This is a genomic window from Roseibium marinum (assembly GCF_002906165.1).
Classification (GTDB): domain Bacteria; phylum Pseudomonadota; class Alphaproteobacteria; order Rhizobiales; family Stappiaceae; genus Roseibium; species Roseibium marinum.
Genome location: NZ_PPCN01000002.1, coordinates 190236 through 205606, shown reverse-complemented (window position 1 = coordinate 205606; position 15371 = coordinate 190236). Strand labels below are relative to the sequence as shown.

Sequence of the window (15371 nt, the reverse complement as noted above, 5' to 3'; positions counted from 1 at the left end):
GAATCAGAGACTGGTGAAATGAAGGATTTAGCCGCGGTTTGATCACGCATCGCTCAGGGTCTGGAAGCAAAAGCGCAGGACGGAGCTTTCTTTCAAGGGATCGCGCAGCCGCGAACCGGATCGCCACACCAATAAGAACCTAACGTCAGAGCCAGATTGACGGGCCTTGTCCCGCTCTCTCAAGAGGTCTCTGGACACCTGTCTCGGGGCACGATCCGGCTTGAATCCAAGCCCGGTGTCGTCAGGGCGATTACCGCAATATTTGACAGTGTTTAGATTACTTAGCAATTTTAAGCCGTTGCTTTCTTTTTTGGAGACTTGTCTCATGAGACTGCTGTCGAAACTCCTTCGGTCCGTTATCAAACGTGGCCGGCTACGCGTTTATGACGCATCCGGTGTGCTCCATGAATTCGGCTCCGGAGAAGACGGCCCGATTGTAACCATCCGGCTTCACGATAAAAAGCTCCACCGCGCGCTTTTTTTCAATCCCGAGCTCGCGGCGGCGGAAGGCTATATGGATGGCTCGCTTACCCTGGAGGAAGGGTCTACCTGCTACGATCTCCTGCACCTGGTTTTCATCAATGAGGATCCCGTCGAAACTCATCCTTTGGGAAAGCTGCTTCCCGTGCACTGGGAGGCGCTCAGACGGTATCTGCATCTGAACGGGGTCGAGCGGGCGAAAGAACAGGCCCGGCGTCACTACGACCTCTCAACCGAGCTTTACCGGCTGTTTCTCGACGAGGGCCTGAACTACAGCTGCGCCTATTACACCGATCCGCAGGACAGCCTGGAAACCGCCCAGGCGGCGAAACTGACCCATCTGGTCGCCAAACTGAACCTGGAACCGGACATGAAGGTCCTGGAGATCGGCGGCGGCTGGGGATCGCTGGCCATTCGCATGGCGCAGGCCGGCGCGCGCGTGACATCCCTCAATGTGTCTCCGGAACAGGTGAAGGTTGCCGAGGCACGCGTGAAGGAAGCGGGCCTGGAAGACAGGGTCACCTTCGTCCTGAAGGATTACCGGGAATTCGAAGGCCGGTTCGACCGGATCATTTCCGTCGGAATGATGGAACATGTCGGGATGGGTCAGCTCGACGCATATTTCGGCAAGGTGCGCGATTGCCTGACCGGGCGCGGATATGCCGTCATCCATTCCATTGGACGCATGACCCCTCCGGGGATCACAGGCCCTTTCATCAGCAAATACATTTTTCCCGGTGGGTATGTCCCCGCCTTGTCGGAAGTTTTTGCGTCCACCGAGCGGATCGGGTTATGGGTCTGCGATGCGGAAATCCTGCGGCTGCACTATTACTACACCATTCGTGACTGGCGGCAGCGTTTCCAGGAGAAGCGGGACGTGGTCGCGGGGCTTTATGATGAAAATTTCTGCAGAATGTGGGAGTTTTACCTGAGTGCCGTCGAATTGGGGTTCCTGCACGGCTCAAACATGGTCTTCCAGCTTCTTCTGTCGAAAGAGCTGGATGCGGTTCCGGTCGTCCGGGACTTCATGGTCGACAACGAACGGAAACTGAATGGCAAGGTGTAACCTGCATGCCCCGCACTCACCACATGTCCCGCCGGTCAGGGCGGAAGGCGGTGCGGCCCATCGGTGTGGCGCGGCAGGAAACCTCGGACGGGGTGCTCCGGCAGCAACATCTGTATCAGCCGGGCCGAAGGGGCTGTAGGAGATGCCGCCCAGACCCACGCCGGGAGGGACATCCGGCACCGGTAAAAGATCCCGGAAGGCAGGTTTCTGGCGCGTTGTTCGCAAGCGTATCTTTCAGGTGCTGCTCGTTCTGATCTTTCTGCCGCCCGTACTGACCGTCATCTATTCGGTGGTGCCGCCGGTGAGCACGCTGATGATCGGCCGCTATGTCCAGTTTCTCTGGGTCGACCGGCAATGGGTGCCTCTGGGGGAGATATCGCCCAACCTGATCAAGTCCGTGATTACCTCCGAGGACAGCGGCTTTTGTGAAAACCACGGGGTGGAATGGGACGCGCTGCAGGATCAGGTGGAGGCCCTGAGTGACGGGGAAAAACCGCGCGGTGCCAGCACTCTCACCATGCAGACGGCGAAAAACCTGTTCCTGTGGGGCGACCGCTCCTATTTCCGCAAGGCTCTGGAACTCCCGTTGGCGGTGATGATCAATGCCATTCTTTCCAAGAAGCGTGTCCTGGAAATCTATCTGAACATCGCCGAGTGGGGCGAAGGTGTCTTCGGCGCGGAGGCCGCGGCCCAGGCCTGGTTCGGCAAACCGGCAAGGGACCTCACGCGGACGGAGGCGGCCCGCCTTGCCACGGCGCTTCCCAATCCGCTTGCCCGCAACCCCGCGAAACCGGCACCCGGACACCGGCGGCTGGCCGCGACCAATCTTGCCAGGGTCAACGCGGCGGGCCCTATTTTCGGGTGTGTTCTGGGGAAATAGGACAAAGGTTTTGCCCCGCGAAACGGCTTGTTTCCTTGGGAAAAAGAATTTTTCGTCTTTGGGGTGGCAAAACACCGGCGTTGCCTGTATAACGCCGCCCATTCCAACACGTTGCGTGCTACCACGCCCCGGGCAACCCGGTCCGGGCCGCGCGGTTATGGACCACGGAGAAAATAAAATGGCCGTTCCAAAGAGAAAAACGTCGCGTTCCAAGCGCGGTTTTCGTCGTTCCACGGACGCCCTGAAGCAGCCGACTTACGTCGAGGACAAGGATTCGGGCGAACTTCGCCGTCCGCATCACGTTGACCTGAAGACCGGCATGTACCGGGGCCGTCAGATCCTGACTGCAAAAGAAGAGGCGTAAAGCCCCGATTTGCTTTCGAGCCGGATCGCCGCATGGCAAAACAGGATTGAGGCTGGCTTGTTCGACAGGCCGGCCTTTTTCTTGTCCGGAGCGCTGCAACATGAGCGTTCCCTCCGACTTTAGAATGGAGGAGCGTCTTGAATTGGCCCTCAAGATCGTGTCAGCTCCCGGCGTTCCACCCAATCCGGGTCCGTTCATTCCGGGAGCCGCCGCATGCGCCTTTTCTCCGCCATTCCTTTCACGCTGTTCGCACTTCTGATCTACAACGCCTTTGCCTTCACGGCGGGCGCAGCCGATCCTGCCTTCTGGGCCCGGCCGGTGATCAGTATCGCGATGGTCTCCGGCACGACATTCGAGCTTCTGGCAAGCGACCTGCTTATTACCGCCGGCCTGTTCTTTCTGTTCATAGAAATCCTGAAAGCAACGCGCATCGGTACGACTGCGCTGCTCGACCACATGTTCTCGGTTCTGGTGTTTGTCGCCTATCTGGTGGAATTCCTGGTGGTGCAAGAAGGAGCGACATCGGTCTTCTTCATCCTGATGGCGATTGCCCTGATCGACGTGATCGCCGGCTTTTCCATCTCCATCACCGGTGCCCGCCGGGACGTGTCCTTCGGGCACGGGGACATGCATTAAGAGCCCGACTGCGCGTCACGCGCACTCAGTTGAAAAATCGCACAGGGGACGACCGCTTCAAGCGTCGCCGGGTTTATCCGGGATTGCGTGTTTCTGGATCAGAGGCAGTTGCGTCAGCGTGAAGAGGAGAGTGATCGGCAGGATGCCGAAGACCTTGAAGCTGACCCAGAAATCGGTCGAGAAGCTGCGCCAGACAATTTCGTTGATCGCGGCCAATACGAAAAAGAACACGCCCCAGCGGAAAGTCAGCTTGCGCCAGCCCTCGTCGGTCAGCTGGAAGGCGCTGTCGAAGACGTAGCCGAGCAATGCCTTGCCGAACAGCAGGCCGCCCAGAAGAATGGAGCCGAACAGGCAATTGACGATGGTCGGCTTCAGTTTGATGAACAGATCGTCATGCAGCCACAGCGTCAGGGCACCGAAGACCAGCACGACGACACCGGACACCAGCGGCATGATCGGCAGGCGCCTGGTCAGCCACAGCGACACTATCAGCGAGACGGTGATGGCCACCATGAAGGCGGCGGTCGCCAGAAAGATCGGCTTGCCGACCGCCTGCAGCGCGGGAAACGCGGCCGCGATCTGTTCCCCCCTGGCATTGAACAGGAAGAACACGCCAAGCGGACCGAGCTCCAGCGCCAGTTTCAAGAGCGGCGATATTTCCTTGCGGGTCGGATCGTTCGGGCCGTGTTCGAATTCCATCTCGGTGTCTCATCCCGTTGCTGGCTTGCAATGCACCGGACATAGGTGATGCCAGGTGCCGGGGTCAAGCTTTGCGGGTTCGTTACAGGCGGAGGAACCGCCTTTCCGCCGGCAGGCCAGGAGTTTCGCTCCCGTAAATGAAAAGGCGCCCGAAGCGGACGCCTTTCCAAGCAGGGGACCTTGCCTGAAGTGCGTTGGTTCAACCGTTGGCGATGTACTGGCCACCGTTGATCGTGAGCACCGAGCCGGTCATGAAGGCGGCACTGTCGGAGGCAAGATAGACGACTGTCTGGGCGATTTCCTCCGGATGGCCGAGACGGCCGACCGGGATGTTGGCGACGATCGATTCCAGCACCTTTTCCGGCATGGCCGCGACCATTTCGGTGTTGATGTAGCCCGGGCAGATGCAGTTGACGGTGATGCCCTTAAAGGCGTTTTCCTGCGCCAGCGCCTTGGTGAAGCCGATGACGCCGGCCTTGGCGGCGGAATAGTTGGTCTGGCCCATCTGACCCTTCTGGCCGTTGATGGACGAGATGTTGATGATGCGCCCCGCGCTGCGGCCGCGCATGCCGTTGATCACCGGATGTGTCATGGTGAACATGGAGTCGAGGTTGGTCGACAGCACCGCGCGCCACTGATCGAAATCCATCTTGTGGAACATGCCGTCGCGGGTGATGCCGGCATTGTTGACGAGAACCTCGACCGGGCCCAGCTCTTCTTCCACCCGGGCCACGCCGGCGGCGCAGGCTTCAGGATCGCAAACATCCCATTTGTAAACGTGAATGCCGGTTTCGGCCTTGAAGGCCTCCGCTTTTTCGGTATTGCCGGCATAGGTGGCCGCCACAGTGTAACCTGCGTCCTTCAGACCGCGCGAAATCGCTTCGCCGATGCCCCGTGTCCCACCAGTGACCAATGCGACCTTGCTCATTCCCCTTCCTCCTCAACTTCCGGTTCCGGCCCCTTCGGGCTCTCTGACCAACCTGCTTTCATGTGCAGCCACATGAAAGCGGAAAGCTGATCGGTTTTAGTCTTTTCGAGCTGCCTGACCGCGTTTGTGGATAGCGGTCAGTGCTTGGCGGTCAGGTTTTGCCTGACTTCTGTTGTTGAGCCATGGCCGGTGGGTAACCGGCCATGATCCAGGTCAACCGGATCAGCGAACGTCCAAAAGCTGATCGATCTTGAAACGATAGAGCATCTCATGAGCGTTAGTTGAACGCAGGATGCTCCAGCAATTATCGTTCCAGGCACATGGCGACGCCCATGCCGCCACCGATGCACAGGGTGGCGAGGCCTTTCCTGGCGTCGCGCCGGACCATCTCGTGCAGCAGAGTTGTGAGGATGCGGGCGCCGGAAGCGCCGATCGGATGGCCGATGGCGATCGCGCCGCCATTGACGTTGACGACGTCCGGGTTCCAGCCCATGTCCTTGTTGACGGCACAGGCCTGGGCGGCGAAGGCTTCGTTGGCCTCGACAAGGTCAAGATCGGCGGCGGACCAGCCGGCCTTTTCCAGTGCCTTGCGGGAAGACGGGATCGGGCCGGAGCCCATGATTGCCGGGTCGACGCCCGCGGTTGCCCAGGACGCGATGCGGGCGAGCGGGGTCAGGCCGCGCTTTTCCGCTTCCGCCGCGCTCATGACCACCAGGGCGGCGGCGCCGTCATTGAGGCCGGAAGCGTTCGCCGCGGTGACCGAGCCGTCCTTGGTGAAGGCCGGGCGCAGCTTGGCAACGCTTTCGAGCGTGGCGCCGTGACGGATATACTCGTCGTCCTCGACCACACGCTCGGCCCTGCGTTCGGTCACCGTGACCGGTGTAATCTCATCCTTGAACCTGCCGGCCTTTTGCGCGGCCTCGGCCTTGTTCTGGGATGCGACGGCGAATTCGTCCTGCTGCTCGCGGCTGATCTGCCATTTCTGGGCGACATTCTCGGCGGTCTGACCCATGTGGTAGCCGTTGAAGGCATCCCAGAGGCCGTCCTTGATCATGGTGTCGATCATCTTGTAGTCGCCCATCTTGTAACCCGCGCGCATATGGGCGCAGTGCGGGGACAGCGACATGCTTTCCTGGCCGCCGGCCATCATGATCGTGGCGTCGCCGGCCATGATCTGCTGCGCGGCGATGGCGACGGTGCGCAGGCCGGACCCGCACACCTGGTTGAGGGTCCATGCGGTGGCGCTGTCGGGGATGCCGGCATTGATGGCGGCCTGGCGTGCCGGGTTCTGGCCCTGCCCCGCGGTCAGCACCTGGCCAAAGACGACTTCGTCGATGTCGCCCGCCTCCACGCCGGCCTTTTCCAGGGCGGCCTTCATGACGAGGGCGCCCAGATCATGCGCCGGTGTGTTGGCAAAAGCTCCATTGAAGGACCCGACAGGCGTGCGGGTCGCGCTGACAATGACAATATCGGTGGAAGCGCTCATCATACTCTCCAGGACTTGAGGTCGATTGGCCGTAGCAGGCTGTTGGCTCTACGGAAACTTGGGACCCTTGACGATGGATGGACTAGAAACCGCAGTAGCATTCGTGTCAACCGTAACACCCCTTATCGGCGGGCTGTTTTCGCATTCGCGGCATCATCCTTTTGGTGGCGTCTATAAAAAGAGTGGCACGATCCGATATGATTGGCTTAGTCTCAGGTACGGAGGTGACGGCAGAACGGCGAAGGTCTTGTCGTCAAATGGGAAACGAGCCGTAAGGCTGACAGGCGGAAGTGACGAATGGCTAAAACCAGCGAGCCGACAATCATCAAGAAATACGCCAACCGGAGGCTCTACAATACGGGCACCAGCACCTATGTGACGCTTGAGGATCTGGCGGTGATGGTGAAGGGCGAAGAGGACTTTGTGGTCTTCGATGCGAAAAGCGGCGACGACATCACCCGGTCCGTCCTGACACAGATCATTTTCGAGCAGGAAGGCAAGGGGCAGAACCTGCTTCCGGTGACGTTCCTGCGCCAGTTGATCCGCTTTTACGGCGACAGCATGCAGGGAATCGTGCCGAGCTTTCTGGAATATTCGATGACGTCGCTTACGAACGAACAGGAAAAGCTGCGCGGACAGATGAGCGGAGCGTTCGGGGCTACCGCCTTCGATGCCATCGAGGATCAGGTCAAGCGCAACACGGAGATCTTCGAGCGGGCCATGAAAATGTTCATGCCGTTCCCGGTCGGTGAGGGGGGGGCGCCTTCGGAAACTTCGTCCGACGAGGCAAAGTCCGGCAAGGCGGGTGCTTCGGATCTCGACGATATGAAGCGCCAGCTTGAGGAAATGCAGAAGAAGATCAGTCAGCTTTCCGACAAACCCTGATACGTCCGGGTCACAGACCCGGTTTGACGCCGACCCGAACGCACCTCCGGCCTTGAGCCGAATACCGGTTGAGCGCGCTCAATTAGGGGCGTTCAACCGAACCCGGGATGATTTAGCCGCAGTCCGGAACGAGCTTCACCGCCTCGATACCGGCAACCGCGCAGGCTTCGTCATTGTCCGAGGTGTCGCCGGTGATGCCGACGGCGCCGAGCGTTTCACCATCCGCATTCCTGATCAGTACGCCGCCGGGCACCGGAACGATGGCGCCTCCGGAAACACCGTTCAGGGCGTTGACAAAATGCGGCCGTGACTCCGCATTGGCATTCAACCATCTCGTTCCTGTTCCGACGGCCAGCGCACCGATCGCCTTGCCGGAGGCGATCTGCGGACGCATGATCGAAGAACCGTCCTGACGCTTGAGGATGATGGTGTGCCCGCCGGCGTCCAGGACCGCGACCGTCAGGGGCTTCAATTTCAGCTCCGCGGCTTTTTCAAACGCGGCGGAAGTGATTGTCTCTGCTGTTGAAAGAGTGAGTTTGCGCATTTCGCCGCTTCTCCTTAAGGTGCTGCCGCAATGAAGGTTTGCTACCAGAATCGCGCGTTGCAGAATAGGCGTATTCGCCGACAAGCAATTTGCGCAAAACGGAAAAGATCGACAGGAGGAATTCAGTGAATCGCGATTTTCAGGCACCGGGCCGGTCTCCGGTCCATGCGCGGGAAGCGATGGCGTCCACGTCGCATCCCCTGGCGACGAGCGCGGCGCTTGAAGTTCTTCAGGGCGGAGGCAACGCGGTGGATGCAGCCATCGCCGCCGTTGCGGTGCAGTGTGTCGTCGAACCGCATATGACCGGTATCGGCGGCGATTGTTTCGCAATCGTCATGGAACCCGATGGCCGCCTGACCGGTTTCAACGGCTCCGGAGCGGCACCGCGTGCAGCGACGCCGCAAAAACTGTCCGAACTCGGAATATCGCAAATCACCGATACCTCGCCCCACGCGGTGACGGTTCCCGGGGCTATCCGGGCCTGGGAAACCCTGCTCAAGGCCCATGGCACGCGGGATTTCAAATCCCTGTTCGGCCGCGCCGTCCGTTATGCCCGCGAGGGTTTTCCGGTCGCTCCGCGCGTCGCCCATGACTGGGTGGAAGATATAGACAAACTCGCAGGCGATCCGCTGTCGGCCGCCAGATACCTGGTTGACGGCAAAGCGCCGAAAGCCGGAACGATCCTGAAATATCCGCACCTGGCCAATACGCTGGAGAAAATCGCCGAAGGCGGCGCCGACGCGTTCTATGGCGGGGACATCGCCGACGACATCGTCGCCACCCTTCGCTCCCGGGGCGGACTGATGACCCATGACGATCTGGCAGCCTGTCACACGACGGCGGTTTCGCCGGTGCTGCGCGACTACAAGGGGCACACGGTCGCCGAGTTGCCACCCAATGGCCAGGGCATCATCGCGCTGGTCATGCTCGGTCTTCTGGAGCGGTTCGATCTGGAGAAGCTGGATCCCATCGGAGCGGAACGCTTCCACCTGGAAATGGAGGCAGCCCGGCTTGCCTATGGGGTGCGCGACAGGTTCGTCACCGATCCGGGTTACATGGATGTCTGCCATTCCCATCTGATCGGCGAAGACTATCTTGACCGGCTGGCGAAGCAGATCTCCACCGGCGGGCGGATGACATCCGTTCCTCATGCTCATCTGGCGCCGCAGACCGATACGGTCTATCTCACCGTGGTGGACAAGGACGGCCTGGCGGTCTCCTTCATCAACTCGCTGTTCAGCAGCTTCGGCAGCGGCATTGTCGCGCCGGACAGCGGCGTCCTGCTGCATTGCCGGGGGAAGTCCTTCAAGGTGGAGCCGGGCCATGCGAATTCGATCGACGGCGGCAAGCGGCCAATGCACACGATCATTCCGGCGATGGTGCTGAAAGGCGGCGCACCGTGGTTGTCCTTCGGCGTGATGGGCGGTCAGTACCAGGCCTGCGGCCACGCTCATGTGCTGACCAACATCATCGACTACGGCATGGATGTGCAGGCGGCGATCGATTTCCCGCGCATGTTCTTCAACATGGACAGCCATGAACTGGAGGCGGAAAAACGAATACCGTCCTCGACGCTCGACGGTCTGAAAGCGCTGGGACACTCCGTCGTTCAGGCGCACGAGCCGATCGGCGGCAGCCAGGCGATCATGATCGACAAGACCCGCCGCCTGCTGACGGCCGGGTCCGATCCGCGCAAGGACGGGCACGCGGCCGGGTATTGACCGGCCGGCCATCTGTGCCCATCCGCGTCAATTTGATCCTTGAGAAATCCGGAATCCGGGTGTTGAGTGCGGCCGGACGCGCCCGCATGAGATGAGGTCTTCAGATGCCCGGTCCTTCGAGGCGAGAATTTCTGCTTGGCGGCGCCGCAAGCCTTGCGGCTTTCGCCGCCGGAAGCTTCGCTGCCGGTCAGGCGCAGGCCGCCGACCATGCTCTTACCCTTGCCGGGCTCGATCATCGCATTCTGCCGGAGACGCTTACCCGGGGATGATGAGTTTTTCCCCGGATGGACCGCCACCTGTCTTGCGGTTCAAACAGGGTGTGAAAACGACAATCGACGTTACGAACGCGCTTCAGGAAGCTTCGGTTGTTCACTGGCACGGATTGAGGATCGCCAACCGGATGGATGGCGTGCCCTATCTGACGCAGTATCCCATCGAAGCCGGGCAGACGTTCCGCTACGCGTTCACCCCGCCGGATGCCGGAACCTTCTGGTATCACCCCCATTGCAACACGCTGGAGCAGATGGCCTGGGGGCTGACGGGCGTTCTTGTGGTGGAAGAGGCGCAGGACCCTGGCTTCGACCGGGATCTGCCCCTGAATATCCGTGATTTCCGTCTCGGCGGGGACGGCCAGTTCATCGATTTCTTCAAACCCCGCAACGCCGCCCGCGGCGGAACCTATGGCACCGTCTCGAGCGTCAACTGGCAGGTTGATCCGGTTTACGATCTGGAAGCGGGCAGTCTCGTGCGGCTGCGGCTGGCGGTGACCGATGTCACCCGGGTGGGTGCCTATGAGATTGCCGGGGCCGAGGCGCAGGTGATCGCGCTCGATTCCAATCCGCTGCCCGTGCCGCTTCCGGCATCTGGCCTGATCCTCGCGCCCGGTCAACGCGCCGACATAGCCCTGCGGGTGCCGGACGATGAGAGCGAAGAGGTGCGCCTGGTGCTGAACCGGCCGAACGGCGCGAAAACCATGGCCCGGTTCCGGCCGAAGGGATCAAGTCTTCATCGGGATCTGCGCGAGCTGAAGCCTCTGCCGCCCAATCCTGTCGCCGAACCCGATCTTGAAAATGCGGAAATACTGGATTTCGTCTTTGGCTGGTCTCCGGAAGGGGATGCGCCGCAGTCGAGCCAGTGCGGATCGCTCGGCTATACGTTCTGGTCGATCAACCGCGTCGCCTGGCCCGGCGACCTGCCCGGCCCCTTCGATCCGCTGGCGCGGCTGAAACTGGGCAAGTCCTATATTCTGCGGCTGCGCAACGAGACGCCGAACGATCATCCGATCCATCTTCACGGCGTTTCGTTCAAACTGCTGCGCTCGAACAAGCGCGAGTTGCCGCCGCTGGTGACGGACACGGCGTTGCTCCGCTCGCAGGAAACGATGGAAGTCGCGCTTGTTGCCGACAATCCCGGTGACTGGGCGTTCCATTGCCACGTGATCGAACACCAGAAAACCGGCCTGGCCGGTTTTCTGAGGATCGGGGACTAGACGGATCCTGCGGTTCTGTTGACGCATTTGCCTTCGGCGAGAGACCAGGAAGTCTCGCCTCCGACAAGAAGTCACACCGATACGGACCAGGAATGGAATTTCCGCTCGTTATCGGCTGCCGATGCATATTGTGCCAGATGCTGCCGCCGTTCCAGATGGGTTTCAGCGGAGGCGTCGCGGCCCGCCAGAAGCTGCGCGGCGTATTCGGAATGGGCGCCGTGATGGGCGTCGCGTTTCAGGGCGGTGGCTGCGATATGCGCGGGGAGTGCGTCGATCTCACCAAACCGGGCGGCTGCGGCGGATGCCCTGTCCGGATTTGACGCGGTGACCGGCTTCTGCCGGATGCGCAAGGGGCGGATCGCGGAAACGGGGTTCACTTGCATGTTTAAGCTCCGTGGCGGGCCAGTCCGTGGCCAATCTTTCGGAGTCCGGGAGTTTCCCGGATCTGACGAGGAGCTTAGAGGTCGCGGCAAGGAGAAACTGTGTTGGCCGTCACAAATGGGCAGATTTCACGAGGCTGCTGGTGCATCTGTGCACGGACGAATCCGGATATGCCTATCTGACAAAACCCGCAGAAGGGCCCCGGTTCAGACTTTCAAGTGGAAGTTTCCGGCTTCCGCTATCGCGTCAACGCTCGGTCTTGAGAAGATGGCCCGCGGCGCGCTGGCGCGGCAGGGCAGCGGTGGCGCGGTAGCTGTCGACGCCGCGCAGGGGCTCCACCCGCCTGAAGGTACGTGTCTGCGGGTCGTTGTCCCTTGTGGCGATCAGATGCGCGAGGAAAACCGAGTTCGGATAGTAGCGGGTTGCGAAAGCCGCCTGTTCCTGCTCCAGGACCGGCTGCACGGGGACCGGAAGATTGGACGCAAAATCCGGCTGGTGCTCGCTCGCGGTCTCTCCCGTTGGGGGACGCTTGCGCCTCACATTGGCACGGTCTGCCGAAGTTACCGGGTTCACTCGCACGTTTAAACGCCTCGTTGTTTCAGAATGGGACGCATTCCGCAGCCTTGCCTGAAACGTCGCAATCACCATGCCAATATAGGGAGGCGTTAACCTTTTGTCCCGGAAATCCGCCAATCTTTCTTCAAAAAGTTAACAAGACGCCGCGAAACGGCACAAAAACTAATGCATTTCGGGGATAGCGGTGAGAACTTCCGGCGGGTGGTTGCGGGCCGGTGCCGACTCGCCTGAACGGACTATCACCCGGGCGCTACGGAGCTGAGGGCAGCCTTCGGCGCAAGTCCGCTTCATCCAGCGGGAGGCGGAAATCGGACGGCGCGAGCCTCCCGGTCCGGAGCAGGTGCTGCAGGCTGACGGCGATCGACATGGCATCGTCGAGGGCGTCATGTTCGCGCCGTTCCTCGCGGTCGAGCTGAAAATAGCTCGCCAGCTGGCCGCTGGTCGTTTTGACCAGGTCCTCATAGGGCATGCCGGCCAGAAAGACGAGGCCCGCGGCATTGCCGAACCGCTGTATCGGCATTTTCGGAGCGCGGCCCTCGACATAACAACTGATGGCAAAGAGGTTCAGTTCGTCCTTGCCCCAGGACCACAGGGTTGCTTCTCCGCAGAAGGTCTCAAAGCCGTGTAGGGCCTCGGCCAGACCGACGCCGGCCCGGTCGAAAGAAGCCTGGTCTATCCCTGTCAGCTCTGTGAAAAAGGGGTCCGGTTTGGTTTTCCGGCCATATCTGTCCTTTGGGCTGATGAGAACCTGAAACGTCTCCATGATCTCATGACCGGGATCGAGCGAGAGCTTGACCGCACCGATCTGGGCCACGGAAGGGTCCGGGTCGAGCGGGCCGCCCCACATACGGCTCATGGCGCCTGGAGCCGTGAGATATTCGCAATCGAAGATGACGGCGTTGGGCATGCCGGTCACACCAACGCGAGAAATATGCTGGCCAGGAACAGCAGCACGGTGGAATAGAACGTCAGCGCGAAACCGAAGGCGCGCGGACCGGCCCCATGGGCATATCCGTGCCAGAATAGGACGCGTCCGCAAAAGAACAGCAGCGCTGCCACCGGCAGAGCGCCAAGCCACTGCGACGGTGCGAGAGCGGCGAAGCTGCCATAGACAAGAGCGGCCAGAACGGTCTGTTCGAGCGTGTTCTGCAGCACCGCCTGAAGTATTTTGGCCTTGGCCGTGCCCGCGGTGAGTCCGCTGCCGTCGATGTCCGCCGGGGTAAAGAAGCGATGCCGGGCGAGTACGCCGATGCATATGAGCAGCCAAACGCTGATCACCAGAATGTATCTGGCCGCGAAGCCCAGCCGTTCGCCGGTCGTGTCATTCGGCAGCCAGTTTGCAGGCGGCAGCACCGCCCCGGCGCTCAGCGCCAGTCCACATATGACGATGGCCGTGATCATGCCCTTGAGGACTGGGAGCTGCTTTTGGGAAAGTGAAATGGGCGGACACCGACGGGTTGCATTTAATCCATGTCCTGAGGGAAACACATGTTGGCACAAAAGAAAAGCGCGGCGAGGGGGCCGCGCTTTTGCGTTTTCAATTGGCGTTCACCCCGCTCAGTCGGGGGCCTTGCCGGTCCACGCCGTGCGGTCGAGATCCAGATCGGCGAACTTGTCGGGATCCAGAACCGGACGGGCGATACCGGCCCGCAGCTGATCCTTGAAGTCGTCCAGGATCCGCTTGGCGGTCGGGAACAGCATCATCAGGGCCAGGAGGTTCACCATGGCCAGGATCCCCATCAGCGGATCGGAGAAGAAGAAGACGGACGTGGCGTTCGGCGCCGTTGCTCCCAGAAAGACGACACCCATGACGACGACACGCAGAATCTGCGGAGCCGCGGCGTTTCCGGTCATCGAACTCAGGGCGTTTTCGCCGAGATAGTAGTTGTAGATGATGGAACTGAACGCGAAGAGCAGGATCGCGGCGGCCAGGAAATAGCTGGTCCATTCTCCCAGGTGTGAGACCAGCGACTGTTGCGTCAGCACGATCCCGTCCACGCCTTCGGCGCCCGGCGTATAGACGTCGCCCATCAGAATGACCATCGCGGTACAGGTGCAGATGATCATCGTGTCGATAAACACCGAGAAGGACTGGGTGATCCCCTGGCTGATCGGGTGGCGCACCTCGGCGGTCGCCGCGACGTTCGGCGCGGAGCCGAGCCCGGCTTCGTTGGAGAACAGGCCGCGGCGCAACCCTTGTGCGATTGCCGCTCCCATGCCGCCGCCGACTGCTTCCTCGAAACCGAAGGCATTCGCGACGATGGTATAAAGCACCGCGGGGATCTCGGTAAAGTTCAGGAGGATAATGACCAGCGCAATGCCGATGTAGCCGATCGCCATGATGGGGACGATCACATCGGCCACTTTGGCGATGCGATGAATACCGCCGAAAATGATCACGCCGGTGATGACCGTGAGCGCGATTCCCGTCCAAAGACGCCCGATGCCCAGGCTTTCCTCGACAGCGCCCGCCACGGTGTTGCCCTGAAAGGCATTGAAACCGAGGGCGAAGGAGGCGATCAGGCAAACCGCATAGAGAATTGCCAGCCACTGATATTGTTTGCCCAGCCCGTAGAGGATCGAGCGGGCGGGGCCGCCATGGTAGGTGCCGTCTCCGGCGGAGCGCTTGTAAAGCTGGGCGAGAGAACATTCGATCAGGCTGGTCGCCATGCCGACAAGGGCGATCGCCCACATCCAGAAGACCGCTCCGGGACCGCCGAGTGTGATCGCGACCGCGACACCCGCGATATTGCCGCCGCCGACACGGCCGCCGACGGACAGGAGCAATGCCTCACGCGCCGAAATCGCATTGGGATCGCCGGACTGGTTCTTTGAGGACAGAACCCGGAACATGCGCAGGAAAAACCGGAACTGAACGAAGCCGGTAATGACCGTGAAAAAGATACCGATGACGACAAGAAACGGGATGAGTGCCCATCCCCAGGTAAAATCGCCGATCAGCGCGAAAAACGATTCGACAAACTGCATGGCTCCAGCCTCCCTTTGTTTTTCTTCCAGGTTCCGACGGGAAGCCGGAACTTGGCCGAAATTAGAAGGTAGGCTTCAAATCAGGGCGAAGGCAATAAAAAAGGGGAGCCTTCACGATGTACAGCCTGAGGCTGTGCACATCCCGGCAGGAGCGCGGGCCGACTATCGGGATCAAGCCCGGGAGGCCAGATCAACAGAGCTCGGGCCGGAATCGATTGGAGGTCCAAAAGTTGATTGATCTCAAAATG

The 15371-nt window shown here is 60.7% G+C and carries 17 protein-coding genes; 8 read left to right on the top strand and 9 right to left on the bottom strand.

Features of this window, described 5'->3' with window-relative positions; all coding sequences use genetic code 11:
• The first annotated feature begins 325 nt into the window (after positions 1-325).
• The 4 genes from CLV41_RS07865 to CLV41_RS07850 all read left to right on the top strand — a co-directional run bounded on the left by CLV41_RS07865 (position 326) and on the right by CLV41_RS07850 (position 3426).
• Positions 326-1546 carry an SAM-dependent methyltransferase gene (locus CLV41_RS07865; protein WP_103221767.1) on the top strand — a complete coding sequence of 407 codons (1221 nt, stop codon included), beginning with the start codon at positions 326-328 and terminating at the stop codon, positions 1544-1546.
• Positions 1547-1688: 142 nt separating this feature from the next.
• A complete protein-coding gene (gene mtgA, locus CLV41_RS07860) occupies positions 1689-2426 on the top strand; it encodes a monofunctional biosynthetic peptidoglycan transglycosylase (protein WP_103221766.1) in 738 nt (245 codons plus the stop codon).
• A 178-nt stretch (positions 2427-2604) separates the two neighbouring features.
• Positions 2605-2790 carry a 50S ribosomal protein L32 gene (rpmF, locus tag CLV41_RS07855; RefSeq protein ID WP_068408258.1) on the top strand — a complete coding sequence of 62 codons (186 nt, stop codon included), beginning with the start codon at positions 2605-2607 and terminating at the stop codon, positions 2788-2790.
• Positions 2791-3003: 213 nt separating this feature from the next.
• Positions 3004-3426, top strand: coding sequence for a hypothetical protein (locus CLV41_RS07850; protein WP_103221765.1), 423 nt, complete (start codon positions 3004-3006; stop codon positions 3424-3426).
• Positions 3427-3483: 57 nt separating this feature from the next.
• Here CLV41_RS07850 and CLV41_RS07845 read toward each other — a convergent pair whose 3' ends face one another.
• From CLV41_RS07845 to CLV41_RS07835, 3 genes are all read right to left on the bottom strand, one after another.
• Positions 3484-4125: a septation protein A gene (locus CLV41_RS07845; protein ID WP_103221764.1), complete on the bottom strand. Its 642-nt coding sequence runs from the start codon at positions 4123-4125 to the stop codon at positions 3484-3486.
• Between the two features lie 199 nt (positions 4126-4324).
• Entirely contained in the window at positions 4325-5053 is a 729-nt protein-coding gene (gene phbB, locus CLV41_RS07840; RefSeq protein WP_103221763.1) for an acetoacetyl-CoA reductase, read from the bottom strand.
• A 304-nt stretch (positions 5054-5357) separates the two neighbouring features.
• On the bottom strand, positions 5358-6539 hold the full coding sequence (locus tag CLV41_RS07835; RefSeq protein ID WP_103221762.1) for an acetyl-CoA C-acetyltransferase: 1182 nt from the start codon (positions 6537-6539) through the stop codon (positions 5358-5360).
• A 297-nt stretch (positions 6540-6836) separates the two neighbouring features.
• On the opposite strand from CLV41_RS07835, the gene phaR reads away from it, so the two are divergent.
• Positions 6837-7424 carry a polyhydroxyalkanoate synthesis repressor PhaR gene (gene phaR, locus CLV41_RS07830; protein ID WP_103221761.1) on the top strand — a complete coding sequence of 196 codons (588 nt, stop codon included), beginning with the start codon at positions 6837-6839 and terminating at the stop codon, positions 7422-7424.
• A gap of 112 nt (positions 7425-7536) precedes the next feature.
• Here phaR and CLV41_RS07825 read toward each other — a convergent pair whose 3' ends face one another.
• Positions 7537-7968: a GlcG/HbpS family heme-binding protein gene (locus tag CLV41_RS07825; RefSeq protein ID WP_103221760.1), complete on the bottom strand. Its 432-nt coding sequence runs from the start codon at positions 7966-7968 to the stop codon at positions 7537-7539.
• Positions 7969-8093: 125 nt separating this feature from the next.
• Between CLV41_RS07825 and ggt the strand changes: the two genes are divergently transcribed.
• The 3 genes from ggt to CLV41_RS07815 all read left to right on the top strand — a co-directional run bounded on the left by ggt (position 8094) and on the right by CLV41_RS07815 (position 11178).
• Entirely contained in the window at positions 8094-9689 is a 1596-nt protein-coding gene (ggt, locus tag CLV41_RS07820; protein WP_103222008.1) for a gamma-glutamyltransferase, read from the top strand.
• 104 nt (positions 9690-9793) lie between these two features.
• The gene (locus tag CLV41_RS27935; RefSeq protein WP_208987367.1) at positions 9794-9958 is read left to right on the top strand and encodes a hypothetical protein; all 165 of its coding nucleotides are present in this window, start codon (positions 9794-9796) and stop codon (positions 9956-9958) included.
• Positions 9955-11178, top strand: coding sequence for a multicopper oxidase family protein (locus CLV41_RS07815; RefSeq protein ID WP_208987366.1), 1224 nt, complete (start codon positions 9955-9957; stop codon positions 11176-11178). The genes CLV41_RS27935 and CLV41_RS07815 overlap by 4 nt, the downstream gene beginning before the upstream one ends.
• A gap of 71 nt (positions 11179-11249) precedes the next feature.
• Here the strand turns inward: CLV41_RS07815 and CLV41_RS07810 are convergent, their stop codons facing one another.
• The 5 genes from CLV41_RS07810 to CLV41_RS07790 form a co-directional block, all read right to left on the bottom strand.
• A complete protein-coding gene (locus tag CLV41_RS07810) occupies positions 11250-11561 on the bottom strand; it encodes a hypothetical protein (RefSeq protein WP_103221759.1) in 312 nt (103 codons plus the stop codon).
• Between the two features lie 244 nt (positions 11562-11805).
• On the bottom strand, positions 11806-12138 hold the full coding sequence (locus CLV41_RS07805; RefSeq protein ID WP_208987365.1) for a hypothetical protein: 333 nt from the start codon (positions 12136-12138) through the stop codon (positions 11806-11808).
• Between the two features lie 247 nt (positions 12139-12385).
• Positions 12386-13042 (bottom strand): 3'-5' exonuclease family protein, encoded by a 657-nt coding sequence (locus tag CLV41_RS07800; protein WP_103222006.1) that lies wholly within the window; start codon positions 13040-13042, stop codon positions 12386-12388.
• A 5-nt stretch (positions 13043-13047) separates the two neighbouring features.
• Positions 13048-13536, bottom strand: a complete 489-nt coding sequence (locus CLV41_RS07795) for an MAPEG family protein (RefSeq protein ID WP_103221758.1) — start codon at positions 13534-13536, stop codon at positions 13048-13050.
• 156 nt (positions 13537-13692) lie between these two features.
• Positions 13693-15123, bottom strand: coding sequence for an alanine/glycine:cation symporter family protein (locus CLV41_RS07790; RefSeq protein WP_103221757.1), 1431 nt, complete (start codon positions 15121-15123; stop codon positions 13693-13695).
• Positions 15124-15371 lie beyond the last annotated feature (248 nt).